Below are 25,593 nucleotides of genomic sequence, written 5' to 3'. Positions count from 1 at the left end.
TACATTTCTCGTAGAAAGGACTCTTCTCTATATTGATGACGCTGCCTACTTCCATCTGCCGTGACCATACGGACAAGACCGCATAAGATAACTAAACCTGTAATTAATGAGTAAAGGAGGAATGGGTATGAAGCTAATGATCTTTAATTCGGTCTGCGGGATATGCGGCGCAGTCATCACTTTTATGTTCGGAGAGTGGAGTCATTTACTGAGCTTATTTTTGCTATCAATCGTAGTTGACTACATTACCGGTATCACCGCTTCATTAAAAGAGAATAAGGGGCTAAATAGCGAAGTCGGCTTCTGGGGACTTGCCAAGAAAGCGCTTATGTTACTAGTCATTACCTTAGCACATTTTATTGATCTCGTATTCAATAGCAACATCATCATGAACGGGGCGATAAGCTTCTACCTGGCGAATGAATTGATCAGCATAACGGAGAATTACGGCCGAATGGGGTTGCCGTTGCCTCCAAGTATTAAACGAGTGATCGAGACGTTAAAGCAGGATGCTGACAAGACAAAGTGATCGAATCTGTGTCCTCTGTTAAGTTCATATACGATGAAGGAGCACCGCGTTTGCAGCAGTTCAGCAGATGCCGAATACCCGTTAATCGCTGGCGTATGGATGGAAGCGGGGGAACGTATACATAGTATGTTCAACAATCTGTCACAATTATAAAAAAAGGAAACTTGTTTTAAAAGTTTCAGTTGTTAATATAAGGAAACATTTTGTAATATAAAGGATGATGAATGTAATTGACAAAAGGGGCGAATAACGGTTATGCAAAAATGGGCAATGTTTGGTTTATGTAGCATTGCGTGCCTATTGGCCGCTGGACTGATGCTGTTCAACATGCCGAAGCCGCCTGTGGAAGAGGCTGCGCCGGAAGGTGTGACTCTTGTTAAGATTATGGGACAGGGCGACTTTACTTTTGACCAGCCAGAATATGAAGTTAAGGCTGGCGAGCCGGTTCGATTGAAGCTTGTAAACAAATCTGGTGTTCACGGTGCAGAGATTGCTGAGTTAAACATCAACTTGAAAGATGGGGCAATGGAGCAGGATATTACGTTCGATAAGCCTGGACGGTACGATATTAAATGCTCGGTCATGTGTGGAGCGGGACATGAAACGATGAAGTCAGTTCTCGTTGTGAAATAATAATGTTATTATATAATGAGGAAGAGGGGCTTTCAGTCTGGAAGCTCCTTTTTTGCACATATACGACTTGAGAGGGGAACTGGCGATGTACTATGTAGACAGACAGCAGATTGACAACCGCTTACAGCAGATCAAGATTCTGAATGAAGCAGTAGAACAGATCACAGCGGGCTGGAACGATTCCGCACTCTTTCATATGGCTCAAGAACGCTCGCTGCATCTAGCAGTTGAGATTGTGACCGATGTAGGCAGCTTATTAATTGATGGATTTATTATGCGCGATGCTAGCAGCTATGAAGATATCATTGAGATCATTGCGCAAGAAGGCGTATTAGATGAGGGCCTTCAACATAAGCTCCTGCAGCTGGTACAGCTGCGCAAACCGCTGGTACAGCAGTATGCGGAGTGGGAGAGAACCGGAATTCATAGTCAATTATCAGAATTGCCAGAGTTATTAACGTCCTTCAAGGATTGTGTAGAACGATATATTGAGTCAGAGCTTCTATCGTAATGAATTTACATGCAACTGTGATTAAGGTAGAATGACCATACTAATGATGAAATAAATGTGGTGAATGGATTGAAACGAACGGTGCGAAAGCCGTCCACGAGGGACATGCTCTTGAACCTGCTGAAGACGAATGGAGCGATGTCTGCTGCGCAGCTGGCTGAACGGCTCGCTATGACAGAGATGGGCGTCCGTCGTCACCTGTATCTGCTGGTTGAGCAGCAGTCTGTAAACATAGAGCTTGTGCGGCAATCAGTAGGCAGACCGCTTCAGCTCTTTCGTTTGTCTTCTGAGGGTGATGAGCGATTTCCGAAGTACTATCATCAGCTTGCCCTTGATATGCTAGGTGAAATAGAGACTTGGGATGATATCGGAAAAGATGTCGTTCAGCGACTGTTTGAAGGCAGACAGCGCAATTTGCGGCAGCGATATGAATCCCGAATGGCTCATCTAACACTCGATCAGCGAGTGAATGAGCTTCGATCCATACAGGATTCGAACGGGTATATGGTTGAAACTGAGAAGCTGGATGATGGCTCATGGCTGCTGCATGAGTACAATTGCCCGATCGCTCAGGTTGCGGATCGATATGAGGAGCCGTGCAGGTGCGAATTGGCTCTATTCCGGGAGCTGCTGGGAACCGATCGAGTAGAGCGAACGGAATGCCTGGCGAAACAGGGAATGCGCTGCACGTATCAAATTATGCAGGACCGTAGAGAAGAATAATAGCTGTTGGTTGAAGGGCTGTACGATTAGCGATGCGCTAATCGTGCAGCCTTTCTCTGTTTAAGCCAAGCCCAATTAAAAAGGTCAAGCCCAGCGGTGTCAAGACGAGCCCATTCTTCTTATACTGACATTATGAATTGGGCATTCGCCCTAATGATATCGCTGAAGAGGAGGAGTGCAATGCTGGAATGGAGCATAGCTGCGGCGGCAGGCGCTTGGATAGTCGTATGTGCGGCCTTAACGATTGCGATTAGCAGCGGTATTCGATTGATGCGTCAATTGAAACGATCGGTTAAGCAAATGGATAGTCAACTATCTGGGCTGGTACAGCAAGTCACGGAGATCAGCAACCGTGGAGAGCAAGTGCTAGTGCAAGCACAATCGGCTGTTGAAGAGATCGTCAAGTGGAGAGATACGGTAGAACAGACGAGATCAATGGTCGAAGCGTGGAACGGACAGATAGGCAGATGGTCCGAGAGAACATGGTCTGCAGTCGAATCAGCTCAGCGAAACAATGAGAAGCGTATCTATGAGACGCTGCAATGGTTCGATATTGGCTATGCTCTATGGCAGGATGTGAGTGCCCGTCACAAGCGGAATGCCGACAGTACGCAAGCAGATACACAGCGAAATTAGGGTAAGTGCCGAACAAAGGAGGAATAGAAATGTCACAAAAAGTATCGAACCGCAAGTTCTGGATTGGCACATTGGTAGGTGGGGTTGTTGGAGGTGTGACCGCCCTGTTGTTTGCTCCAAAGGCAGGTCGTGAACTGCGTCAGGATATCGCAGATGGTGCAAAGCAGGCTAGTGAGAAGACACAGCAGCTGGCGCAGCAGATTGGTGATCGGACTACGAGCTTGATCGATACAGCTAAAGAGAAGACGGTGGGATTGAAGCGCACGATTCTAAATTGGCAGGAAGGTCGTTCTGCTGTTGACGAAGATCAGCTGGAGGTTGCTACCGTATCCTCGGAAACAGTCTTTGAAGCTATCGAACCATCCGCTGATAATCTAGTAGATGAGATTGCTGATGACATCGTAGATGAATCGGAACATATAGCAGAAACCTCTGCTGAAGAAGAGAAGCAGATTCTGTTCGTCATCTAATACATTACGTCCGTCAAGCCGTAAAATTACAGGAAAGGCCCCTTATCTGGAGATGCAGATTTGTTAACTCCAGAAGAAGGGGCTTTTTATGTGTTATCTGAGACAAGGAAGCGTGTATGGACATGTGAGTCTATTGGAGGACACTTGAACGATCTAAGTGAATCGGGTAAGATCAAGGTACGTTTTACATCTGGCAAACATATCGTAACCCATAGCGTGTGCGCGATATTCGAGAGCGTATTCACGATGCGGATCGGTTGAGGTGTAAATTTTACAGACTATTTTACAGACTAACATGAAGTGAAGGAAGCGGTGTTTACGTGCAGCAGGCTATCGCAATGCTCGATTCGGGAGTAGGGGGCTTAACGGTTGTCAAGGAAGTCATTCGACAGCTCCCAAGGGAAAAAATCATTTATTTCGGTGATACGGCTCGTACACCCTATGGCCCAAGAACACCAGAAGAAGTCAAGCATTTTACTCAGCAGATTGTAGATTATTTAATTCAATTTGATCCTAAGATGATCGTAATTGCATGCAATACCGCCGCTTCAGTAGCATTGGAAGACATTAGATCCCGTGTATCGATTCCAGTCGTAGGGGTTATTCATCCAGGAGCGAGAGCAGCAATCGCAGCAACGAAGTCAGGACATATCGGTGTCATCGGAACAGAAGGAACGGTTAAGAGCGGAGCATATAAACAAGCATTAATGCGATTATCACCGCATGTAGAAGTTATTAGTCAGCCTTGCCCGTTATTTGTTCCATTGGTAGAGAAGGGAATGTATCGTTCAGAAGAAACGTGGGACGTCGTCCGTGATTCACTCGCATCCATTCGGGCAACGCCGATCGATACGCTCGTGCTTGGCTGCACACATTATCCATTTTTAAGAGAACCGATTCAAGAAGTGATGGGCTCGGGTGTTGAACTCATTAATTCCGCTGAAGAAACGGCACGTGAAGTGAGTACGATTCTCCACGACAAGAATCAATTGGCGGACATGGAAGAGATTCCTGTACATCAATTCTTCTGCAGCGGAGATCCAGATATATTTAAACGAATTACGTTGGATTGGCTCGGTCCCCAGCTTCGGGATGTACCTGTGATTTGGCAGGTTCCGCATTTTTATTAATAATCGTAACATTCTACAAGAATAGAGGGCTGTCCCCAAGCAATTGCTTGCCTGAGGATTGCCCTCTTCTTTATGTGTTTGTCGGTATATAAAATAAAAAAGGGCAGCCGAATTCATGCACGCCCCTCTTTGCGATAATGGGAAATGGTGCAAATCATACGAATGAGGGAACTTGATCCTCTAGCTCCAGGCTGACGATAAGAGCGATCATGCACATATCCGCAGTTCATATATACTTTAATGGCTCGCGTATTCGTGATCTTCACGAACAGTTCGACTGTATTCATTCCCAATTGCTCCAGACCAAACTTCGTTAGACCTCGTACGATCTCCTCACCGTAGCCCTGTCCTTGATAGTCAATGTCACCAATTAATACTCTTCCAAATTCAGCAATTCCATTGATATGATCGATACGATATAAAGCCCCCATACCGATCGGAATCTCTTGCTTCAACTGTACGGCAATAAAGGTCATATCATTTGCATGTGTACGGTAGCGTTCATACCAGCTTAGATGCTGTTCGGCATGAATCAGCTGGTCGTCTTGGAACCAGATGCGGATATTTTCTTGATTGCTCCAGCCTCTTACTCTTTCTAGATCGTGTTCGGTGAGCGGACGGAGCAGCAGACGAGGCGTTAAGATGCGGTGGGAGTGCTCCATAATATCCTTACTCCTTTATAACGCTTATAAATCCCGTTGAATAAATTGTTTGATACCTTCCACTACGGCTTGAACATCCTCATTTGTCATTCGTAGATGGAGCGGAAGAGACAATATTTCTTTGGATAGAGCTTCTGCCTGCGGACATTGTCCTCTTGCGTGCCGGTACATTCGATACTCTGTATTCGATCGAAAATGGACGCCTGGATATATTCCTTGTTCATTTAATGCTTGAATCAGCTTGTCGCGTTCCGATATGCGTACGATGAATAAATGCCGCGCGTTATCACATCCTGGCGCAGAGGGAATAATACGTACGTTAGATGACAGCGGTTCGAGCGCAGCTTCGTACCATTCAGCTAGTTGTTTGCGATATGCGTTATCTTGATCTAGATAGCGGAGCTGGACGATGCCGATCGCCGCCATAATCGAGTTGCCATGCGATTTGGTGCCTACGTGCTCGACATCATAGAGTCGGCTGTAAGCTATATCCTGTTCGGCCTTAGAGAAGGTATTCTTATTAATGCCCAACCAGCTGAGCTTGCGTGCTAAGCGATCCTGCTCCGCATGCTGCAAGCAGATCATCCCGCTATCCGCCGTTGGGAGGTTCTTAACGGCCTGAAAGGAATAGACGACCGCGTCAGCTTCATGACCGGGAATAGCGCCATTCAGACGTGTGCCAGCCATATGAGCAGCATCCAGAATGAGTGAGATACGATAGTCTTTACACAGCTGAGCAATTCGTTCGTACTGACCTGTATTGCCTCCAATACCTACAAATATGACGGCTCGTGTTCGAGGTGTAATCCGGCGTTCTACGTCATCAGGATCTAAGCAGAGATACTCGTCCACATCTGCAAATACGGGCTTAAGCTCATGATATCGAATCGCATGGTTCGTTGACACGAAGGTTAAGGGTGTCGTTATAATCTCGTCGCTTCGTTTCCAGCCATTCGTCATCTTTAATACTTCGATTGCGATGGACAGTCCCGCTGAGGCTGAATTGACGAAGTGAGCATAGGGGAAGCCTGTATACTGCTTCCACTCTTCTTCGAAAGCAATTGTTTTATATCCGAATCCCGTCCAACCTGTTTCCAAGCATTCGCGGATTTCTGTCAAGCATTCATCCACGCGATAAGTAGGAACAAACAATGGAATATTCACGTTATCACTTCCGTTCTCTGTTATGGTTCTGCCCTGTCAAGGATCAATAGAATAGATGCTCGATAATACGACCCGAGTCGGCTGGAACCCTGTTGGAATCGGAAGCGGATATCACGTAATGGTTTCTGTGATCAAGCACACGAATGGTGCTGCCAGATGACCAGTTGTTTACAATATATACTTCCTCACCGTCTGGAGTGACGGTTATTAGGAGTCAGCAACGAATCGGAGTTTCCTCTCTATCGGAGGGGACATATCGTCCACCTCCTTCTATTTTCAGTCTTAAACTACTTTATGAAAAAAAGATTGATAGAAAGTGGACGAATTGTGAGATTGATATAAAAAAGGCTGATGCAGTATTGCAGCATACCAGGTGCTGTTCTTCTCGGAGGGTGCATAACCATAAACCATAATGGAGTGAGGAAAAGGAGGACATGCACAGTGGCAATCCCGTATATCGTTCAGAAAGGTGATACTCATTTGCGTATCAGTTTACGATATGGTGTGAATATTCAGGCGTTGATGGCACATAACCCACAGCTGCGCCCAGATGAATATGTAATACCGGGACAGCTTATCCAGATCCCGCAGAACCCGCCTAATCTTTATGTCATTCAGCAGGATGATACCTTTTACTCTATCGCTTCTCAATTTCGGGTGCCGATACAATGGCTGGCGAATGCGAACCCAATGGTTCATCCGCGTAAGCTGATTCCAGGTCATAGCATCATGATCCCGTACTGGAGCGATGAGCGAGATGCGAAGACTCGCGCTGAGTATGGACCAGCGCAGTTGATGGATGATGTCGATCGGCTGCAAGCAAGATATCCCTTTATTCGCATGGAGAAGATCGGAGAGAGCGTGATGGGCAAGCCTATATTCGCATTGTGCATTGGCACGGGTCCTAACCTCGTTCACGCTAATGGAGCTGTGCATGCGAATGAGTGGCTGACCTCAGCGGCGCTGATGCAGTTCTTCGAGGATTACGCGTCCCACTATGCAGCGTGCACGAGCTGGCAAGGCTGGGACAGTCATGCGGCATACGCACGAAATACATTATGTATAGTTCCGATGGTGAATCCAGATGGGGTTGAATTGGTGCAGGAGGGGATAACACCGCGCCATCCATATGCTGAGTGCCTGCTTGAATGGAACGATGCAGGTAATCGCTTCAGCGGCTGGAAAGCGAATATTCGCGGCGTTGATCTGAACGATCAGTTTCCGGCTCATTGGGAAGAAGAGTGCCGGCGTCGCGGTGTCCACAAGCCTGCACCGATGAATTATGGAGGCACGCAGCCTTTAACCGAGCCGGAAGCGGCGGCGCTTGCGGCATATGTGGAGCGGATGTCATTTGATATCGCGCTATCCTTCCATTCCCAAGGGCAGGAGATCTATTGGAATTATCGCGGATATGAACCTCCTGAATCCCAGCAGTGGGCGAAGCAGCTTCAGAACGCAAGTGGATACCGTGCGGTAGCCCTGACAGGGAGCGATGCTGGCTTTAAGGATTGGTTCATACAGAGCTATCGCAGACCAGGATTTACCGTTGAGCTTGGTCTAGGAGTGAATCCGCTGCCGCTCGATCAGTTCGAACGGGTGTATCTTGACGTTTGCCATATTATGAAGTCGGTATTGAACGGTCTGCATACTTCAACAGGATGAACGTGGCTGAGTGATGACGAATGGATTAACATACACTATACTTGGAATCAGGGAGGTGTGTGTTATGACTCAGAAGCCGCCTTTACGACCGAAGACGCGTACTCGTGGAAGGCTGTTGAGCTTGTTTCGAACAGCGCCGGCAATGCTCTTTTCGTCGAAGGTACCATTAAGGATGAAGGCCCTGTTTGTAGGTGCTGTGCTGTTGTACTGGGTGCTGCCTGACCTGATGCCGTTTATGCCGATAGATGATATGCTGTTCACCTTAATCGTCATTCCATGGTTCTCGAACCGCGCTGCAAAGTATGATTCTGTCGGAGGATGACAGCTGGAAGGTTGCTTATCTGGTAAAGTTCCCTTACAATAGTATTGCTTAAAAGTAATAAAATTATGGAATTAATCGGAGTGACATCATCATGAGTAATGATATACGTGTATGTGAGAAGTGCCGTCACATCAAGAATATGAAATCCTTCCTAACGAAGGTCAAGCAATTGGATCCTGAAGCTAACGTTAGAATCGGCTGTGAATCCTATTGCGGTCCATGTAAGAAGCGTGTTTTTATATTTGTTAACGGCCGCCACGTTACAGGCTTTACCGAAGAAGAAGCGATTGAGAAGGCAAAAGCTTTCATCAAATAACATAGTGCTCTCAGCGCTTCATTCACCTAGCGCATAAGACAGACCGCCTTATCGCATCCTAACAAGGATTAACGGTACAGCAGTGCTGCATTCAGCACCCATATAAGGTGCAGCATTGCGACCGGCTTCCGAGGAGGTTAGGATCGATGTCGAGGTATGACTCAAGCCTACAGTCACAGAATCCCATCTCACAAGCACAGAATGCTGTAGAACGAGCTCATCATGCCGTATCGCAAGCGATGACTCATCCATCAGATCAAGCTGTGGATCAAGCTGAGCGAGCGCTCGGGCATGCGGATCGCGCTGTAGTACAAGCTGAAGACAGTATGAATCAGCAGGCTGTTGAGCTTGCGGAAGAGATGCTCGTCGAGGAACACGAACGGCTGACCAGCCTAGTGGACAGCGAGCAGTGGAGCAATCGCGAAAAGTAAAAGGATGCACGAATCGTTCTTTACCTTGCCTTCATGGCTAGGTGGAGGACGATCTTTTTTTGGTTAAATTCATACTTTACAGGTCGGAATAGTTGTATTATAGTTATCTCAACAAACGAGAAACGGTCTCGTGAATGATGAGAATAAGAAGGAGGAAATTCGAGATGGAATTGCTTTATACAGTAGTGAATGTATCGATCATGATCGCTTTAATCGGACTTCTCTGGTATATGCAAAAGAAACATGTCAGCTTTTCAAAGCGGGTCTTTACAGGACTTGGATTAGGGGTAATCTTCGGGGTTTCATTACAGCTGATCTTCGGCAGAACGTCTGAGGTAATTGCGCATTCTGTTGACTGGTTCAGCTTGGCTGGCAGCGGATATGTAAAGCTGCTGCAGATGGTAGCGATTCCGTTAATTATGGTATCGATTATTTCCGCGATTATTAAAATCAAAGCGGATAAGGGTGTAGGCAAGATCAGCACGTTGGTTATCGGTATTCTCTTGTTCACAACAGCAATTTCTGCTGCTGTAGGGATAACTTCAGCACTAGGGTTTGATTTGAAGACCGTAAATATCGAACAGGGCCAAAAAGAAATCAATCGAGGTGAGTACCTGACAAACAAATTGGCTGATGTTGAAGATAAGACACTTCCGCAGCAAATCCTTGACGTGATCCCATCGAACCCGTTTGAAGACATGACGGGCGCCCGTCCGACTTCCACGATTGCCGTCGTTATATTCTCCGCGTTCATCGGGGTTGCGCTCCGCGGGATATCGAAGAAGAAGCCGGTAGAAGCAGAGACGTTTACGAAGCTCGTAGAGGCTCTATATGCCGTTGTTATGCGCATCGTTACGATAGTTCTACGACTGACACCATATGGCGTTCTTGCCTTGATCGCGAAGGTAACGGCGACCACCAATTATAATGAAATTGTTAAACTAGGTGAGTTCGTTGTTGCATCCTATGTTGCCTTGATTGTAATGTTCTGCATTCATTTGATCCTCATTGCGTTAAACGGACTGAATCCATTGACATATGTTCGTAAAGTGTTGCCGGTATTGACTTTCGCATTTACGTCACGGACGTCTGCAGGCACATTGCCACTAAACGTCGATACACAAGTTAAGAAATTAGGCGTATCTGACGGCATCGCGAACTTCTCCGCATCGTTCGGGTTATCCATCGGACAGAATGGCTGCGCTGGGATATATCCAGCCATGTTGGCCATTATGATCGCCCCTACAGTGGGGATTGATCCATTCAGCTTCAGCTTCATTGCAACGGTAATAGCTGTTGTCACCGTCAGCTCCTTCGGCGTAGCCGGCGTAGGCGGCGGAGCGACATTCGCAGCGATTATCGTTCTCTCGACCTTGAATCTGCCGGTCGCATTAGCAGGCTTGTTGATTTCGGTTGAGCCGTTAATCGATATGGGCCGCACAGCCTTGAACGTGAGCGGATCAATGACATCCGGATTGATTACGAGCAAATGGACCAAGGAATTGGATACCTCAATCTATAACAGTCCAAACCATAAAGGGGATGCTAGTGATTCAGCATTATCCATATAAAAATACAAAAAGGCAGTGACCCTTATATAGGGTTCACTGCCTTTGTAGTAGTCGGTTTATGGCTGACGCATTTGATGGATGGCATTCTTCTCAATGATGAGATCGGATAGGTTAAGCCTCTTCAGCGCCTCGTCATACATAGGTCTGCACGATCCTAGATCGCCTGGTTCGCCAGTGTCGTATTTGTAGCAGGTACCATTTTCGTAAATACCATCAGCAGACGGGACATAATAAAGCTCACCGTTCGTTACAGAGCCGTTGCGCTGTACGATAAGATGCTCGCCCTCAGCCTGCATGTTGCTGCCCATAAAGAAATAGTTAGTTGGATCAATACCGAGCCAATGCAGCAGGGTCGGGGCGACATCCAGTTGTCCGGTTACCGTGTCAACTGTACCTTTCTCCGCGCCGTCAGGTAGATGGATAATCATCGGCACTTGCCCTTGCATCTCCATGAACTCGAAGTCGCTGAGCGGCTTACCGAGCAGCTTCTCGAACGGTTCTTTCTCGCCGATCGAATTATCATGGTCCCCGTAGAAGACAAGGATCGTATTCTCCCATAAGCCTCTCTGCTTCAGATCTTGGATCAGCTCACCCATTGCATGGTCCACATAATGCACGGACTGCAAATAATCGCCGAAGATCGTATCCTGATATTCGCCAACATTCAGCTTCTGCGCTTCAGCTGGCAGCTTATAAGGATGATGGCTGGACAGTGTGATCATGAAGCTGTAGAAAGGCGATTGCTCATTCGCCATACGTTCTACCGACTGACGGAAGAAGGAAGTGTCGCCGAGCGACCAGCCCAACGGCTCGTCTATCACATAATCCTTCTTGCTCATGAAGTAGTCATAGCCGAGATTCTCGTACATGACGTACCGATTCCAGAAGCTGGCCTCATAGGCATGAAAGGCTCCGGTCGTATAACCAGCCTCCTTCAATATGCTAGGCAGAGCATCATACTGATGATCTGGATAGCGGATGAATACAGAGCCAGTAGGCAGCGGGTGCAGGCTAGTCTGCACGCCGAAATCTGCGTCTGATGTGCGTCCTTGCCCCGTTTGATGGAAGAAGCGCTTATAGTATAGACTATCCTGAACGAGTGCGTTCAGATTCGGTGTAATTTCTTGACCATTAACGCTTTTGCCGATGACAAAGTTCTCGAATGCTTCCGCTTGGACGACGAGAACGTTCTTCCCTTTATACTTGCCAAAGGTTGAAGCGGGTCCTTTCAGCATCTCTTTATGCTGGCCGAACCATTGCTCCAGCTCCGCTTGCTCTGCTTCGGTCAAGGATTCATCCACAAACCAATTCTCTTTCGCATATCGGTAGATGTCATATCCGTGAAATCCATACAATCCGGTAATGTTATAAATAGAAGGATTCCACCAGTTTCCGGTGAAGATTCCTTTCGCCCAAGTCGAAGTCGCATACTGAATTGGCATAGCTAGCAGCAGCGAGCCAATAATGATGGCAAGCAAGCCGTTGGTGAATCTCAACAGACCACGGCGAAGCTTAGATGGGCGACTATAATGAAAGCCCATGGATTCCTTCTGATGCTTATACTCACGCTTCCAAGCTCGTTCGAACATGATCGTGATCGGAATGATCACGATCCAGTCCAAGAAGAACAAGATGTCTGATAGCTGTATGAGCGAGGCGATGCTGTCGCCAAGCGCGCTGACCTGAAATGCTTGAAGCAGTACGGGAATCGTTATAAAGTCCTGAAAGTAACGATAATAAACGAGATCGGCGAACAACATAAAAGTTAACACGATATTCAACAACAGCAGCGCAAATGGCCGCCAACGCTTAGGCAGCCACCATGTCCAGCCTGCTGCGATAAACAGTGCGCCAACTGCGACTAGAATATCGCTAAAGTCAGTAGCCATATTGGGTATTGCCAACATCTTGTTCAGCAGGACGGTCTTGCCTAGCATCGTCAGAATGAACAAGATAAACGGCAATCCGGTTAACACCATGTATATAGGTGATCTCCTGTTAGTTCCTTGCAAGGAATGGTTGAATGTACCATTCATATAGATCAAAGTCCCTTCACTTCTTTATTGATCGAATTGCTCTTTATTGTAGCTGCGAGGAGGGAGCGGTCCGAAATATTGATAGAATTGGCACTCGATGGTGCCGTTGAACAGCTTGCGCCGCTTGTCGGCAGGTCGGCCCAGATAATGTTCAAACTGCTTACTTGGGCTGATGACGAACATGGACCATGTAGGCAATGTCTTCATCATGAAGCCCATCTGGCGAATGAGCCGCTCAACCTCGTCCTTCTCACTGAGCCGCTCGCCATATGGCGGGTTCGTCAAGATAATGCCGTACTCGCCTTCTGGCTTAGCTTTGGATAAAGGCTTAAGCTCCCAGACGATCTCGTTGGCGAAGCCTGCACTTTTCGCTGCAGCTTTAGCCAATTCAATCGCTTCCGGATCAATATCTGAACCGTACAGCTTTAATTCTACATCATCGCGCACAGCATCAAACGCTTCATCGCGCGCATCTTCCCAAGCTTCGCTCGGAATGGAAGGCCAATGTTCCGACGGGAACGATCTTCTCAAGCCTGGCGCGACGTTCCAGCCGATCATAGCCGCTTCAATCAGCAGTGTGCCTGATCCGCAGCACGGATCATAGAGCGGACGTTCTGGATTCCAACGGCTAAGCAGCACAAGCGCCGCAGCCATCGTTTCCTTAAGCGGGGCTTTACCGGTAAGCTTACGGTAGCCGCGTTTATGCAGTCCTGGACCAGTTGTATCCAGCACCAATGTCGCGATGTCGTTCAGCAGCATAACCTCGATCCGGAAATAGGCTCCCGTCTCTTTAAACCAATCCACACGGTAATTTTCCTTCAGCTTCTCAACGATCGCTTTCTTCACGATACCTTGACAAGCCGGTACACTGGATAGCTGTGATTTATGGGAGCGGCCTTCAACCGGAAATTCGCCATCAACAGGAATAAAGTCCTGCCATTCGACTGCTTTCGTTCCTTGGAACAATTCTTCAAATGTGCGCGCAGGAAACTCCGCCATCTTGATCAAGACGCGGTCCGCCGTGCGCAGCCACAGATTAGCGCGGCATACGTCAAGCGGTCCGCCGCTAAAGGTTACTCTTCCGTTCTCGGTCTTGACGTCATCGTATCCTAGCTCGCGCAGCTCGCGCGCGACGATCGCTTCAAGCCCCATCGGCGCAGTCGCGATTAATGACCATGGTTTGCTCATTACTAATATTCACTCCGTTCTTTCTATGCAAAAGGATGCAAATCTTGAGTTCGTCTGGGAATCATCATATCATAATTGCAGGAGGTTGTGAAAATGACTATGCAAAACGTAGAAAGCTATTTGGATGGGCTATATAAGCCTGATCAGGAACTGGACATGATTAAGCGCTCCATAGCCGAGCGCGGGATTAAAGATATATCTGTCGCCGACAGCTACGGACGTCTGCTGACGATGCTCGCACGCATGACAGGAGCGTCGCGAGCGCTTGAGATCGGCGCGTTTGGCGGTTACAGCGGTCTGTGCATCCTGCGGGGCTTGAGCGGTGAGAAGAAGCTCGTATCGCTTGAGCTGCGTGAAGAGTATGCCGAGCTCGCGCATACGAACTTGAAGCAGGCTGGCTATGGCGAGCATGTGGAATATAAGCTGGGCCCAGCTCTGGAATCGCTGGCAGTGCTGGAACAGGAGCAGCAGAAATTTGATTTGTTTTTTATCGACGCAGATAAAGAGAACTATCCGAACTATCTGGAGTATGCGATTCGTCTGTCCAATTCAGGAGCGATCATCGTGGCCGATAATTTAATGCTGAGAGGGCGCACGCTTAATCCGGACAAGCAAGGTCCAGCCGTGCTCGCGATGCGCCGCTTTAACCAGCTCGTTGCACAGGATGAGCGTCTAGACAGCACCATGCTTGCCTCCTATGACGGCTTAGCGATTATGCGAGTGAGGTAATATTTAATGTAATATATTTCCTGAAGTCCGGCGCTAAGTGATTATGATATAATGAACCATAATTTTTGCTGTTCTGATGATGAGATCAGGTTAAAGAAGCAGAGTTGAGTAGAGTAGAGCAGAGTGAGAGCATAGGGAGGATTAGACATCATGAAGGCAAATACGAACGAGCAATGGACTTCTAAATTAGGCTTTATATTGGCGTCAGCAGGATCCGCGATCGGGTTGGGGGCGATTTGGAAATTTCCAAATGTCGTCGCTACGAGCGGAGGCGGCGCTTTTTTTGTTGTGTTTCTATTATTTACATTCGGAATTGGTTTGCCGTTGCTGCTTGCGGAATACATGATTGGCCGCAGCACAGGCAAAGAAGCTGTCTCTGCTTATCGAGAGCTTGCGCCGCGTTCAGGCTGGCATTGGATCGGTTATTTGGGGATGGCTACTTGTTCGATTCTGCTGTCCTTCTACAGTGTTGTCGGCGGCTGGATCATTTTATATCTGGTAAAAGGGTTGTTCGGCCAGCTCCTGCATCAAGGTCAAGATTATGGCGCTTTATTCAACGGTACGATCTCTGCGCCGCTGGTTGCAGTAGTATCGCAAGGCGCGTTCATGCTGCTGACGATAATCGTCGTAGCTAAAGGCGTCAAAGGCGGCATCGAGCGGGCAAGCCGCATTATGATGCCAGCGCTGTTTATTATGTTCGTTATTCTGATGATTCGATCATTGACGCTGCCGGGAATGACAGCTGGACTTGAGTATTTCCTGAAGCCGGACTTTAGCCGATTGACTCCAGAAGCTGTGCTCTATGCACTTGGTCAATCTTTCTTCTGTCTTAGCGTCGGCGGTTCTTGTATGGTAACGTATGCTTCCTATGTGAACAAGAAGGACCCGATCGGCAAGCCCGCTCTTTCCGTAGTAGGGCTCAATGTAATGACTTCGCTGATGGCGGGGCTCGCCATCTTCCCGGCGCTGTTCGCCCTTGGCATGGAGCCTGTTGATGGTCCAGGCTTGCTGTTCATTACGCTGCCGGGCATGTTTGAGCAGATTCCTTATGGTTCCCTGTTTATTACGATATTTTTAGCGTTGTTCTTATTTGCAACCTTAACATCGGCTTTCTCCTTGTTGGAAATCGTGGTGGCTGCTTTCTCACGAGGCGAAGCAGAGCGGCGCCGCAAGATGTGTTGGTTATGCGGCGGCATTATATTCGCATTAGGCGTTCCATCAGCACTGTCGTTCGGTATAGAGGAGCTTACCATTATGGGCAAGACGGTATTTGACTGGGCTGACTTTATCGTCTCGAATGTACTGCTTCCGATTGGTGTGCTGCTTATCTCGATATTCGTCGGATATCGCTTTCCGCGCAAACGCTTGATCGAAGAATGGTCTGCCGTTGCGCCGGGCTGGAAGGCGGGCTTGAACATTTACGTATTCATGCTTCGTTATGTACTGCCCCTCATCGTACTGATTGTATTCTTACATGGTTTGGGCTTGCTGCCTTTATAAACGATATTCACGTTCGTCACAATGATTGAGATCAGACATCACGAATAATGGAGGGGCTATAAATCATGTCATCGCGTAATGATCAATGGACGTCAAAGATTGGATTTATTCTAGCATCTGCTGGATCAGCGATCGGAATCGGAGCAATCTGGAAGTTTCCGAATACGGTTGCGACTAACGGGGGCGGCGCATTTTTCCTGCTGTTTGTTTTATTTACCATATTGATTGGACTTCCTCTATTAATTGCTGAGTTCTTTATCGGACGAAGTACGGGGAAAGAAGCGGTATCGGCTTACCGTCAGATCGCGCCGGGGTCAAAATGGCACTGGATCGGTTATTTGGGGATGGGGACAAGCTTTCTGCTGTTATCCTATTATAGTGTAATCGGTGGATGGATACTGTTGTATTTCGCTCGCAGTTTATTCGGTGGTCTACTGCATGCGGGGTATGATTATAGTCAGCTATTCAATGATACCGTTGCTAATCCGTGGTACGCAGTGCTTGCTCAGTTCAGCTTTATGCTAATTACGATATGGGTCGTTGGAAGAGGGGTTAAGAAAGGGATTGAATCCGCAAGCCGACTGCTGATGCCAGGCTTGTTTATCTTATTCGTCGTATTGATCATTCGCTCTCTGACGCTGCCAGGTATGATGGAAGGCGTAAAGTACTTCCTAATGCCGAACTTCGACAACATTAATGCTAAGGCTATACTAAGCGCGCTTGGTCAATCATTCTTCTGTCTAAGTGTCGGTGTATCCGTCATGGTGACGTACAGCTCCTATCTGGATAAAAAGGAGTCGTTAACCCGCTCAGCTGCTTGGGTTGTAACCTTGAATGTAGTGACGACATTAATGGCCGGATTAGCGATATTCCCAGCACTGTTCTCGTTAGGAATGTCACCGAATGAGGGACCGGGACTGCTCTTTGTTACACTGCCTGCGGTGTTTGAGCAAATGTTCGCTGGATCGGTATTTATCGCAGTATTTTTGGCATTGTTCTTATTTGCAACATTTACATCCGCGTTCTCCATGCTGGAGATCTTGGTTGCTCGATTCTCCAATCAAGATGATAAGAAGCGAAAACGGATGAGCTGGATATTCGGCGGGATCATATTCATTGTCGGTATTCCGTTCGCTTTATCCTTCGGGGTCTTGTCTGACATCACCTTGTTTGATAAGTCACTGTTTGATCTTGCAGATTATGTGGTGTCCAACATCTTAATGCCGATCGGCGCGCTGATGATTGCACTGTTTGTAGGTTATCGATTCCCGAGGGAGATGCTCGTTAATGAACTGCAATCAGAGCCAGCATGGTGGCGCAAAGGGCTTGTCTACTATCTGTTTATGCTGCGATACATCATTCCAGTTGTCATCGTGCTTGTGTTCTTGAACGTTGTCGGGTTGCTGCCGGTGTAGATTGGTTAACTAAATAAAATAAGGCATACAGCAAGGGCTGCTCCTTTCGGTCATCGAACATGACTTCTGGGGGCAGTCCTTGTTTACGTATGACCTTTGAGGACTAATTATTTTGGAATATTCAAGTATAATGATTTGATATTCGTTGCAAGTGCAGAGGAACTGATATACTGATGTCGATATAGGTCAGAGGTTAACAACACTGCAATCGCATGGCAGAAGGAGTGACGGAAATGGAATTGTACATATCTAAAGAAGTGAACTCTGTTGATAAAGAATGCGTGATTAATAAGCTGATTAAGTTCAATCAGCAGCATTTTCCGGAAGACTTGAAGGGCAGATATCAAGAAGTGCAACTATTTCTTAAAGACGCTGATGGTCACACCTATGGCGGGCTTATTGGTGAAATATGCTGGAACTGGATGGAGGTTCAATATTTATGCATCGATGAGGCATATCGAAAATCAGGTTACGGCAGTCAGCTTCTAGCGGAAGCTGAACAATTAGCGAGAGAGAAGAAGTGTGAATTCATCAAGCTGGATACGTTGAGCTTTCAGGCTCTAGACTTTTATAAGAAGCAGGGCTATGAAGTCTGGGGAGCTATTCCGAATGCAGGCAGGCATACACATTACTATTTGAAAAAGGATATATAGATCGGAAAGCAGTCTAAAAGCCGTTGAAGCAAATGCCATTGCTCCAACGGCTTTCTAATTGCTTCTGTACATCTATGAACGAATAGATGTACGAGATTTGCCAAACAGGCTAAAGCGTACCCATATCACATTAATCAGCAAGAATAAGCCTGACATGATGAAGATGCCCTCTATGCCGATCAATCCAGACACGGCACCGCCAACAACAGGGCCAGCCATATTGCCAAGTGCGAGCGTGCTGCTGTTGAAGCTGTATGCGCGGCTTTCCATGCCATCGGGAGTGAATTTACGAATGAGTGAGTTTACTGAAGGCAGCAGACCGCCCATGAACATGCCGAGCATGAAGCGTACAATCAATAATTGCCACACGTTATTGACGAAGGCTTGCGGTATCAACGTACAAGCTGCACCGATGAGCGAGAACATCAAGATCCGATGGGCTCCAATCTTGTCGCTTAATTTTCCAAGTATGGGCGCGCAGATCATGTTGGATATACCAGTAATCGCGCTGACCATACCGGATAGCAGAGCTAGGTTCTGCGTTGACCCATGCAGTTTCTGCACATAAAGAGGCAAGAGCGACATCGGGCTAAGCATCGCGAACTGCAGCAAGAAGGTGACGGTGAACAACGCCAGCAGCTCCTTCGTCTTGCTCAACTCCTTAAAGCCTTCAATGACCGAGATTTGCGGCTCAGACATCGCCTGCTCCTTGTTGAAATTCTCCTTCACCATCAGGAGCGCCAGCAAAGATCCCAAGAACAGCAAGGTGCCTGTTATGTAAAATATCGGCCGGAAGCCAACCCAATCCGCTAAGAATCCGCCGATCAACGGACCAAGGATAGTCCCTGCGACCGCGCCAGACTGCAGCGTGCCCATCGCGAACCCCATCTGTTTCTTAGGTGTCGTCGCGGATACCAGCGCGATGGCCGCAGGGTTGAATCCGGAGATCGTCCCATTCAGCATACGGAGCAGCAATAGATGTACTGGACTGGTGGCGAAACCCATCAGTACAGTGACGATTGCCATTCCGAAGCCGGATCGAAGCAGCATTACCTTGCGTCCATACTTGTCGGCAAACTTGCCCCAGATAGGCTGAAAGATAAAGGAGGTTACAAAGTTTCCGGCAAAAATGAGCCCCGACCATATTCCGATCTGATGGGGGTCTGTTAAGCCGATATCCTCCTGCAAGTACAGTGCAAGAAAGGGTACGACCATGGTCATTCCCGCCATGACCAAGAAGTTGCCGAACCATAGTATGATGAGGTTCAATTTCCATTGTTGCATTTTGTTTCACCACTTTCTAAGGTCATACCCGTCCGAATCCAGTAACTGGTGCTTATTATACCATAAGCTACATATAGCTGATTACGAAACTCGCACGGATCCGCTCTTAGAACATATTTTCCAAACGGTAATGTATTTTGCATTCTATATCGGCTTTCGAGAACATTTCAGGCCATTCCTCCTCATTCCATTCCTTATATGGCATATTGTTTCGCACATGCATCCCGATGCCGATCGTATCACTCTTCATCTTCTGCAAATCTTTGATCACACGATTAATCTGGCGTTCCAAAGCTTGGGCTATTCGTGCCTCGTATTCATCTACGTCCCTCTGCAGCTCATTGAAGGTTGTCGATAAGGTGCTTGTGATGTGAACATCGATAACGACCTTTGGCAAAGGTTTTGTTTGCAGCACCTTTACCTTAGATCTGGAATGAGCATTGTTAATGATGATCGATGTATTACCTCCTCCCAATGACTCGTCACTGATATGAAAGTATCCTTTGCTCTTTTGATTGCGCAGGAGAGACATATAGTTCACATCATTTTCGTTAATGATTCCAGCTAACTTATTGCCCGAAAAGACCGCCAAGCCTGAAACGGATAAACTGTCCTCAACAACCCTAATGTTTGTTGCTACAGGTTCAATACCCGGCTGAATATAGTCACGTATGTAGTTAAAAAGCGTGGATAACGAAAAGTCATTGGTCTGTTGAAGCTTTATCGTCAGATGGTAAAGGTGAAAATCAGTCGTATCTTCCGTCAGTTCTAACAGCTTTCTAGCTTCACCTTTAACGACCATAATCCGTCCTGTCAGCGGAAATTTAGGCTGGAAGTTGAGCTTCTCCAACGCACTCTTCATATCGTTTCTCCATACGGATTCCCCGAAGACGACGTTTCGGATCTGCCCCAGTACAAGAGCATAGCGAGTCTGTGAAGAAAAGTGAAGGTAGGCTTCCTGAAAATCATGCGCTCGTACACCGAGGCTGATCGTCTTACTCTTGCCACCAGCAGTAAATTCAGGATATGTAATCCCGTAATAGTACATGTTCGGCTCACCTTTGACTTGATCAATCGTTACCGTTTGGATGAAGCCATCGTGATTAATGATTCGCTTTAATTGGCAGCCTCCCATAAGCATGGGAAGCAGCAGAGATAGGACACACCATAGAGCAAGCTTCTTGTTCATACGGATGGCTGCTCTCCTTCCATTACGGGAAGTGTCCCCAGATTGGAAGCATCCTGATCCGTTGAAGTCAGATTATTCGAATCAGAAGGCTTAGCCTTATTTGGCGGTATTAAGAGATATAGCATGGTAAATACGATTCCAAGGATGAGGCTGATCAAGGTGAGTAATCTAAAGAAGCTGTTCCATTGATCATAGCTGACCGGGATGAAAACCATACCGAGCGCTGCAAAAATGATGACGAATTTCAAGTAGTTCTGCTTCTTTTGCTTCTTCTGTTTGCTAATATGACTGGCGGATTGAAATGCAGCCCATAGATAGACTGCTGAAGTTATGACGCTTGAAAATACAAATGTGATGAATAATAGATCCGTGATGTATACGAGCGCGGTTACTCGTGATGCTCCATTTGTCCGCAACGCGACGTGATTAATCGTTTGCAGCATTTCATAAGGTACGAGACCTTGAGTCAACAAACAATAGAGTATGAAATAGATCCCAGTTGCTGCTATAGCGATTGCGGTGAACTTGAACCATTTTAAGTTCTTATCTATGAATGGTGTAATATATAGAATGACCAGATAGCCTTGGAAGGCGCTGTAAATATCAAGCATCTCATTGAAGTTCCAAGAGCCTCCTTGAAATATAAAAGGAGTTAGCCTAGTCATATGGAAATCCGTAAATTGAATCAGCCCAAACAACGATATCCAGATCGTTAAGGTGAAAAATAAGACAGTGCTCTTGGTCACCGTGTAGATACCGTGCAGCGATAGCAAGGCTGCAACGATTAGCAAAATAATGGTTACATATCGAACCTTTAATGTCGGGTCACTCATGAACTGAAGCACCAGAATGATCGAATAGGCGATTCGAAACGCAACACATACAAATAAGAGGGTTAACAGGAATAAGATACTCTTACCTAACCAACTTGGCATATAAGTCTGAATAAATTGAAATATCGATAAATTTTTATGCTTGACCATGCCAATATACAAGAGCCACATCTGTGTAATGATTAAGATGGTGTATACCAATAGCATGATCCAGCCGTTAGTGCCGAACACACGTGCAGTGGAGGAAGGAAGTTCAAAGAAGACTGTTCCCCGAATGATCATGAAGAGCAAGATGCTGATCGCATAGCCTTTTATTGTGGTTGACAAGTTGTTAACCTCCTTGTTTGCTCTCGCTGCTCCCTTTTAATGCGGAATTCAATAGTTTTTCCTTGCCTTCTGTTAAGAAGTCGACAAAGTGGTACATCTTCAAGTATTCCTGCTTCAGGCTCGTTAAGTGGCATAGATGGGTCGTAAGCAGAGCGAGAAATATAAGGATACCGAAGTAACCCATGGTGCCCGCAAAGATGATCATGATAAACTTCAATATTCGAAACGAAGTTTCCATCGTATAGCTAGGCATGATGAAAGAAGACAGAGCTCCAGCCGCGACGGCGACGATCAACACATTGCCAGCTAGTCCGGCTTGTACAACAGCTTGTCCTAATACGAGACCTCCTACTATCCCGATCGATTGCGCAATCTTATTAGGTAGTCGAGTGCTGGCTTCTCGAAGCACTTCAATAACACCTTCCATTAGCAGCGCCTCGTACATAGGCTCGAAAGGTACCTTTAAACGTGATTGAACCATAGTCGCCAATATAGACGGAGGTATGAACTGGTAATGAAAGGTAGTGATTGCGACATAGGTCGCACTGAATAACAGTGTTATAGCAATCGATAGGAGACGGAGAATACGGATGAGGACCTCAAAATGCCAACGCTCATACAAGTCTCCGATAACACCGAAAAAATCAAGAAAGCTGACAGGGGCAATGATCGAGCTAGGGCTTCCATCCGCGATAATCACAATCTTGCCTTTCATGAGCTGAAGGCAAACCGTATCGGGTCTTTCTGTAACTAACCATTGCGGAAAGAACGAATAAGGGAAATCCTCAATCCTCTTGGCTACTTGTATAGTGTCCAGAGCCTGTTTCATGCGCAGCTTGGATAACCGCTCTACTGCTTCGTTGACGATTGCTGGTGAAGTTTGATTTTTCAGATATATCATATACACGGTTATAGGCATGTCTGTGCCAATATCATATTGCTGAACTTTAAGCTCTGTTGTTTGAAGTCTGCTGCGAATGAGTGAAAGATTAGTTGTAGCTCTTTCCACAAACGCCTCATGAGGTCCTGAAATGGACGTTTCCTTCATGGATGGTTGAATGGAACGAGTGGGACTTGTACCGACATCAATATAGTATAGTTTCCCGTCATAGATAGCCCCGATCTTTCCATCCAATATGTAGCTGGCCATGTTTTGAAGCTGGTCATCCTGGTTATGACCATAGACTTCATCCCATATGTTCATCATTCGATTAAGACCATTCTCGACAGGGGCATCCTCAAGAAAGTCGGTAACGACTTGATGAAACATCGCATTAATAAAAAAGCATTCAAAGTAAATCAGTGTTACCTCTTGATTAACAACTGAACGTATCGTGATATCGTCACAGTCCTCGAAATGTTTCCGCAGAAGCTCTAACCAATCAGTCGGCTCTGTTGAAGTATCAGTCATAATCGTCACCTTCTTCATTAACGGGTTATTATGGTTAGTATGGTTGCAACAATGAAAAATATGTCTGAATTGCTCCATATTTCTTGAAATCAAGCGACATAAGTGCAGATAGCGCCAAGACCAGACGCTGTTTGTCAACAGATTGTCATAGCTTGCAGCTGCGCTCCGGTTGTGGTAGTTTCCGAAAAGGGGCATAATGGGATGGATAAGGTGTAATATAAATCACATTTCCATGTAAGGCGGGGATCTTAAATATGACTTTCAATGATCGCTTCTTGCGCGCTTGTCGCAAAGAACCAGTAGATCGACTGCCAGTGTGGTATATGCGGCAGGCGGGTCGATATGATCCGGATTATCGTAAAATTAAAGAAAAGTACAGCCTATTGGAAATATGCAGACAGCCAGAGCTAGCAGCTGAAGTTACCATGATGCCTGTTCACAAGCTTGGTGTGGACGCGGCAATATTATATTCCGACATTATGAATCCGGTCGCGTCTATTGGAATCGACTTTGATATTGTTGCCAATATAGGTCCTGTTATTCAGGATCCGATTCGCTCAAAGGAGCAGATCGAGCGCTTGAAGCCGGTTGACCCTGAAGGGGATCTCGGTCATATTCTAGAAACGATCCGTATTCTGGATCGTGAATTGAAGGTACCGCTTATTACGTTCGCGGGTGCGCCGTTTACGATCGCAAGCTATCTGATCGAAGGCAGACCATCCAAGTCTTATATCCGCACGAAAACGATGATGTATGAAACCCCGGAGCTATGGTTCATGCTGATGGATAAGCTAGGTGACATGGTCATCACGTACGTTCGCTCTCAAATTAAGAACGGCGGCAAAGCATTCCAACTGTTTGACAGCTGGGCAGGCTCCTTGTCACCGCGTGATTTCCAAACCTATGTACTGCCAACGATAGAGCGTATTTACGCGAGTCTGTCGGATCTTAATGTGCCGAACATCTACTTCCCTGGAGTAAGCTCGGGTGAATTGCTTCCGCTGCTGCATCAAGTAAAAGCTAGCGTTATCGGGCTTGACTGGCGTGTATCTATAGAAGAAGGTCGTCGCCGCTTAGGAGATCCATTTGCGGTTCAAGGCAATATGGATCCTTATCTGCTGACTGGTCCTATGGACAACATTCAGCGTGAGGCCAGATATATAATGGATCAAGGCATGTTGAAACCGGGCTATATATTCAACCTTGGCCACGGGTTATTCCCTGAAGCGTCATTGGACAAGCTGAAGGAATTGACCGAGTATGTGCATAATTATTCTGCAGATGTGCTGGCTGCACGTCGTTGGGAGGCATAAGCATGACACAACGTACGATCGGTGTTCTGGTGATGTCATATGGAACACCTGCTGGCATGGATCAGATCGAGGCGTATTATACACATATTCGACGCGGCAACCCGCCGACGGCGGAGCAGCTGGGAGAGCTTAGCTCGCGCTATGAAGCGATCGTAGGCGGTGTATTTCCGCTGCGTGAGAATACAGACAAGCAAGTCCAAGCGCTCCAAGAGGAATTGGATCACCGTACGGCTGGAAGAGACATCAAGTATGTCTGTTACCAAGGACTCAAGCATGCGGCGCCTTTCATCGAGGATGGAATCGCGAAGATGGCTGCTGATGGAATCCGAGAAGCAGTAGGGATTGTACTTGCGCCGCATTACTCGGTCATGAGTATAGGCGGCTACATGAAACGCGCGGCAGAAGAAGCGGACAAGCAAGGTATAGCCTTCAAAGGTATCGATAGCTACCACATGCATCCGCAATGGATTGAAGCGCAGAAGATCCGTGTAGTGGAGAAGCTGAAGGAGTATGAAGCGGAAGGCGTTAAGCAGGATGATGTGCATGTGCTGTTTAGTGCTCACAGCTTGCCTGCGCGCATCCTAGAGATGAATGATCCTTATCCGCAGCAGCTGCTGGAAAGCTCAGAAGCTATCGCATCTGAGTGCGGCGTTTCACGCGCGAACTGGAGATTTACATGGCAGAGTGCGGGTCAGACCGCGATGCCATGGCTTGGTCCGGATATTATGGACACGTTAGATACCGTAATAGAAGAAGGAATTCGTTATGTGATCTCAGCGCCAATCGGTTTCGTTTCCGATCATCTGGAAGTGCTGTACGATCTTGATATTGAAGCGAAGCAGAAGTCGGATTCGATCGGACTCGGATTCAAACGCATCCGCATGCTGAATCATGATCCACTATATATGAATGTGTTGGCAGATTGCGTCATGCAGTCAGAGTAGAGCTCATAATT

At 46.9% G+C, this 25,593-nt stretch carries 26 protein-coding genes; 18 read left to right on the top strand and 8 right to left on the bottom strand.

All coding sequences use genetic code 11. From position 1 onward, the window contains the following. Positions 1 to 121 precede the first annotated feature (121 nt). The 7 genes from ACXX53_RS00525 to racE all read left to right on the top strand — a co-directional run bounded on the left by ACXX53_RS00525 (position 122) and on the right by racE (position 4,632). Entirely contained in the window at positions 122 to 529 is a 408-nt protein-coding gene (locus ACXX53_RS00525) for a phage holin family protein (RefSeq protein WP_458566654.1), read from the top strand. Between the two features lie 255 nt (positions 530 to 784). Then, the gene (locus ACXX53_RS00520) at positions 785 to 1,162 is read left to right on the top strand and encodes a cytochrome C oxidase subunit II (protein WP_458566653.1); all 378 of its coding nucleotides are present in this window, start codon (positions 785 to 787) and stop codon (positions 1,160 to 1,162) included. Positions 1,163 to 1,247: 85 nt separating this feature from the next. Further along, complete coding sequence (locus ACXX53_RS00515) at positions 1,248 to 1,673, top strand: DUF86 domain-containing protein (protein WP_458566652.1); 426 nt, start codon at positions 1,248 to 1,250, stop codon at positions 1,671 to 1,673. 60 nt (positions 1,674 to 1,733) lie between these two features. Continuing rightward, positions 1,734 to 2,396 (top strand): helix-turn-helix transcriptional regulator, encoded by a 663-nt coding sequence (locus ACXX53_RS00510; RefSeq protein ID WP_458566651.1) that lies wholly within the window; start codon positions 1,734 to 1,736, stop codon positions 2,394 to 2,396. 180 nt (positions 2,397 to 2,576) lie between these two features. After that, positions 2,577 to 3,032, top strand: a complete 456-nt coding sequence (locus tag ACXX53_RS00505; RefSeq protein ID WP_458566650.1) for a hypothetical protein — start codon at positions 2,577 to 2,579, stop codon at positions 3,030 to 3,032. Positions 3,033 to 3,061: 29 nt separating this feature from the next. Further along, on the top strand, positions 3,062 to 3,502 hold the full coding sequence (locus tag ACXX53_RS00500) for a YtxH domain-containing protein (RefSeq protein ID WP_458566649.1): 441 nt from the start codon (positions 3,062 to 3,064) through the stop codon (positions 3,500 to 3,502). 320 nt (positions 3,503 to 3,822) lie between these two features. Continuing rightward, the gene (gene racE, locus ACXX53_RS00495) at positions 3,823 to 4,632 is read left to right on the top strand and encodes a glutamate racemase (RefSeq protein WP_458566648.1); all 810 of its coding nucleotides are present in this window, start codon (positions 3,823 to 3,825) and stop codon (positions 4,630 to 4,632) included. A gap of 113 nt (positions 4,633 to 4,745) precedes the next feature. On the opposite strand, the gene ACXX53_RS00490 is transcribed toward racE, so the two are convergent. Together ACXX53_RS00490 and ACXX53_RS00485 are read right to left on the bottom strand one after the other, a co-directional pair. After that, positions 4,746 to 5,294 carry a GNAT family N-acetyltransferase gene (locus ACXX53_RS00490; RefSeq protein ID WP_458566647.1) on the bottom strand — a complete coding sequence of 183 codons (549 nt, stop codon included), beginning with the start codon at positions 5,292 to 5,294 and terminating at the stop codon, positions 4,746 to 4,748. A gap of 24 nt (positions 5,295 to 5,318) precedes the next feature. Beyond that, positions 5,319 to 6,458, bottom strand: a complete 1,140-nt coding sequence (locus ACXX53_RS00485) for a DegT/DnrJ/EryC1/StrS family aminotransferase (RefSeq protein ID WP_458566646.1) — start codon at positions 6,456 to 6,458, stop codon at positions 5,319 to 5,321. 441 nt (positions 6,459 to 6,899) lie between these two features. Here ACXX53_RS00485 and ACXX53_RS00480 point away from each other — a divergent pair, with 441 nt between their 5' ends. From ACXX53_RS00480 to ACXX53_RS00460, 5 genes are all read left to right on the top strand, one after another. Further along, on the top strand, positions 6,900 to 8,120 hold the full coding sequence (locus ACXX53_RS00480; RefSeq protein ID WP_458566645.1) for a M14 family zinc carboxypeptidase: 1,221 nt from the start codon (positions 6,900 to 6,902) through the stop codon (positions 8,118 to 8,120). Positions 8,121 to 8,184: 64 nt separating this feature from the next. Beyond that, complete coding sequence (locus ACXX53_RS00475; protein WP_458566644.1) at positions 8,185 to 8,442, top strand: hypothetical protein; 258 nt, start codon at positions 8,185 to 8,187, stop codon at positions 8,440 to 8,442. Between the two features lie 91 nt (positions 8,443 to 8,533). Continuing rightward, positions 8,534 to 8,758 (top strand): DUF1450 domain-containing protein, encoded by a 225-nt coding sequence (locus tag ACXX53_RS00470; protein WP_458566643.1) that lies wholly within the window; start codon positions 8,534 to 8,536, stop codon positions 8,756 to 8,758. 146 nt (positions 8,759 to 8,904) lie between these two features. Then, entirely contained in the window at positions 8,905 to 9,189 is a 285-nt protein-coding gene (locus ACXX53_RS00465) for a hypothetical protein (protein WP_458566642.1), read from the top strand. A 164-nt stretch (positions 9,190 to 9,353) separates the two neighbouring features. Continuing rightward, positions 9,354 to 10,760 carry an L-cystine transporter gene (locus tag ACXX53_RS00460; RefSeq protein ID WP_458566641.1) on the top strand — a complete coding sequence of 469 codons (1,407 nt, stop codon included), beginning with the start codon at positions 9,354 to 9,356 and terminating at the stop codon, positions 10,758 to 10,760. Between the two features lie 56 nt (positions 10,761 to 10,816). Here ACXX53_RS00460 and ACXX53_RS00455 read toward each other — a convergent pair whose 3' ends face one another. Together ACXX53_RS00455 and ACXX53_RS00450 are read right to left on the bottom strand one after the other, a co-directional pair. Further along, the gene (locus tag ACXX53_RS00455; protein WP_458567639.1) at positions 10,817 to 12,796 is read right to left on the bottom strand and encodes an LTA synthase family protein; all 1,980 of its coding nucleotides are present in this window, start codon (positions 12,794 to 12,796) and stop codon (positions 10,817 to 10,819) included. 24 nt (positions 12,797 to 12,820) lie between these two features. Continuing rightward, on the bottom strand, positions 12,821 to 13,984 hold the full coding sequence (locus tag ACXX53_RS00450) for a THUMP domain-containing class I SAM-dependent RNA methyltransferase (protein WP_458566640.1): 1,164 nt from the start codon (positions 13,982 to 13,984) through the stop codon (positions 12,821 to 12,823). 93 nt (positions 13,985 to 14,077) lie between these two features. Between ACXX53_RS00450 and ACXX53_RS00445 the strand changes: the two genes are divergently transcribed. The 4 genes from ACXX53_RS00445 (at position 14,078) to ACXX53_RS00430 (ending at position 18,281) form a co-directional block, all read left to right on the top strand. Beyond that, a complete protein-coding gene (locus ACXX53_RS00445) occupies positions 14,078 to 14,713 on the top strand; it encodes an O-methyltransferase (RefSeq protein WP_458566639.1) in 636 nt (211 codons plus the stop codon). Positions 14,714 to 14,863: 150 nt separating this feature from the next. Next, the gene (locus ACXX53_RS00440; protein ID WP_458566638.1) at positions 14,864 to 16,213 is read left to right on the top strand and encodes a sodium-dependent transporter; all 1,350 of its coding nucleotides are present in this window, start codon (positions 14,864 to 14,866) and stop codon (positions 16,211 to 16,213) included. A 65-nt stretch (positions 16,214 to 16,278) separates the two neighbouring features. Then, complete coding sequence (locus ACXX53_RS00435; protein ID WP_458566637.1) at positions 16,279 to 17,628, top strand: sodium-dependent transporter; 1,350 nt, start codon at positions 16,279 to 16,281, stop codon at positions 17,626 to 17,628. A gap of 233 nt (positions 17,629 to 17,861) precedes the next feature. After that, positions 17,862 to 18,281 (top strand): GNAT family N-acetyltransferase, encoded by a 420-nt coding sequence (locus ACXX53_RS00430; RefSeq protein WP_458566636.1) that lies wholly within the window; start codon positions 17,862 to 17,864, stop codon positions 18,279 to 18,281. A gap of 72 nt (positions 18,282 to 18,353) precedes the next feature. Here ACXX53_RS00430 and ACXX53_RS00425 read toward each other — a convergent pair whose 3' ends face one another. From ACXX53_RS00425 to ACXX53_RS00410, 4 genes are all read right to left on the bottom strand, one after another. Further along, on the bottom strand, positions 18,354 to 19,565 hold the full coding sequence (locus tag ACXX53_RS00425; RefSeq protein WP_458566635.1) for an MFS transporter: 1,212 nt from the start codon (positions 19,563 to 19,565) through the stop codon (positions 18,354 to 18,356). Positions 19,566 to 19,671: 106 nt separating this feature from the next. After that, a complete protein-coding gene (locus ACXX53_RS00420) occupies positions 19,672 to 20,754 on the bottom strand; it encodes a Ger(x)C family spore germination protein (protein ID WP_458566634.1) in 1,083 nt (360 codons plus the stop codon). After that, entirely contained in the window at positions 20,751 to 21,914 is a 1,164-nt protein-coding gene (locus ACXX53_RS00415) for a GerAB/ArcD/ProY family transporter (protein WP_458566633.1), read from the bottom strand. The genes ACXX53_RS00420 and ACXX53_RS00415 overlap by 4 nt, the downstream gene beginning before the upstream one ends. Positions 21,915 to 21,918: 4 nt before the next feature. Then, positions 21,919 to 23,325: a spore germination protein gene (locus ACXX53_RS00410; protein ID WP_458566632.1), complete on the bottom strand. Its 1,407-nt coding sequence runs from the start codon at positions 23,323 to 23,325 to the stop codon at positions 21,919 to 21,921. A gap of 254 nt (positions 23,326 to 23,579) precedes the next feature. Here ACXX53_RS00410 and hemE point away from each other — a divergent pair, with 254 nt between their 5' ends. Together hemE and hemH are read left to right on the top strand one after the other, a co-directional pair. Continuing rightward, entirely contained in the window at positions 23,580 to 24,638 is a 1,059-nt protein-coding gene (hemE, locus tag ACXX53_RS00405; protein WP_458566631.1) for a uroporphyrinogen decarboxylase, read from the top strand. Positions 24,639 to 24,640: 2 nt separating this feature from the next. Further along, the gene (gene hemH, locus ACXX53_RS00400; RefSeq protein ID WP_458566630.1) at positions 24,641 to 25,582 is read left to right on the top strand and encodes a ferrochelatase; all 942 of its coding nucleotides are present in this window, start codon (positions 24,641 to 24,643) and stop codon (positions 25,580 to 25,582) included. Positions 25,583 to 25,593 lie beyond the last annotated feature (11 nt).

Source organism: Paenibacillus marinisediminis, assembly GCF_054343325.1.
Note: the sequence above shows the minus strand (reverse complement) of the source record. Positions and strands in the feature narration are given on the sequence as shown.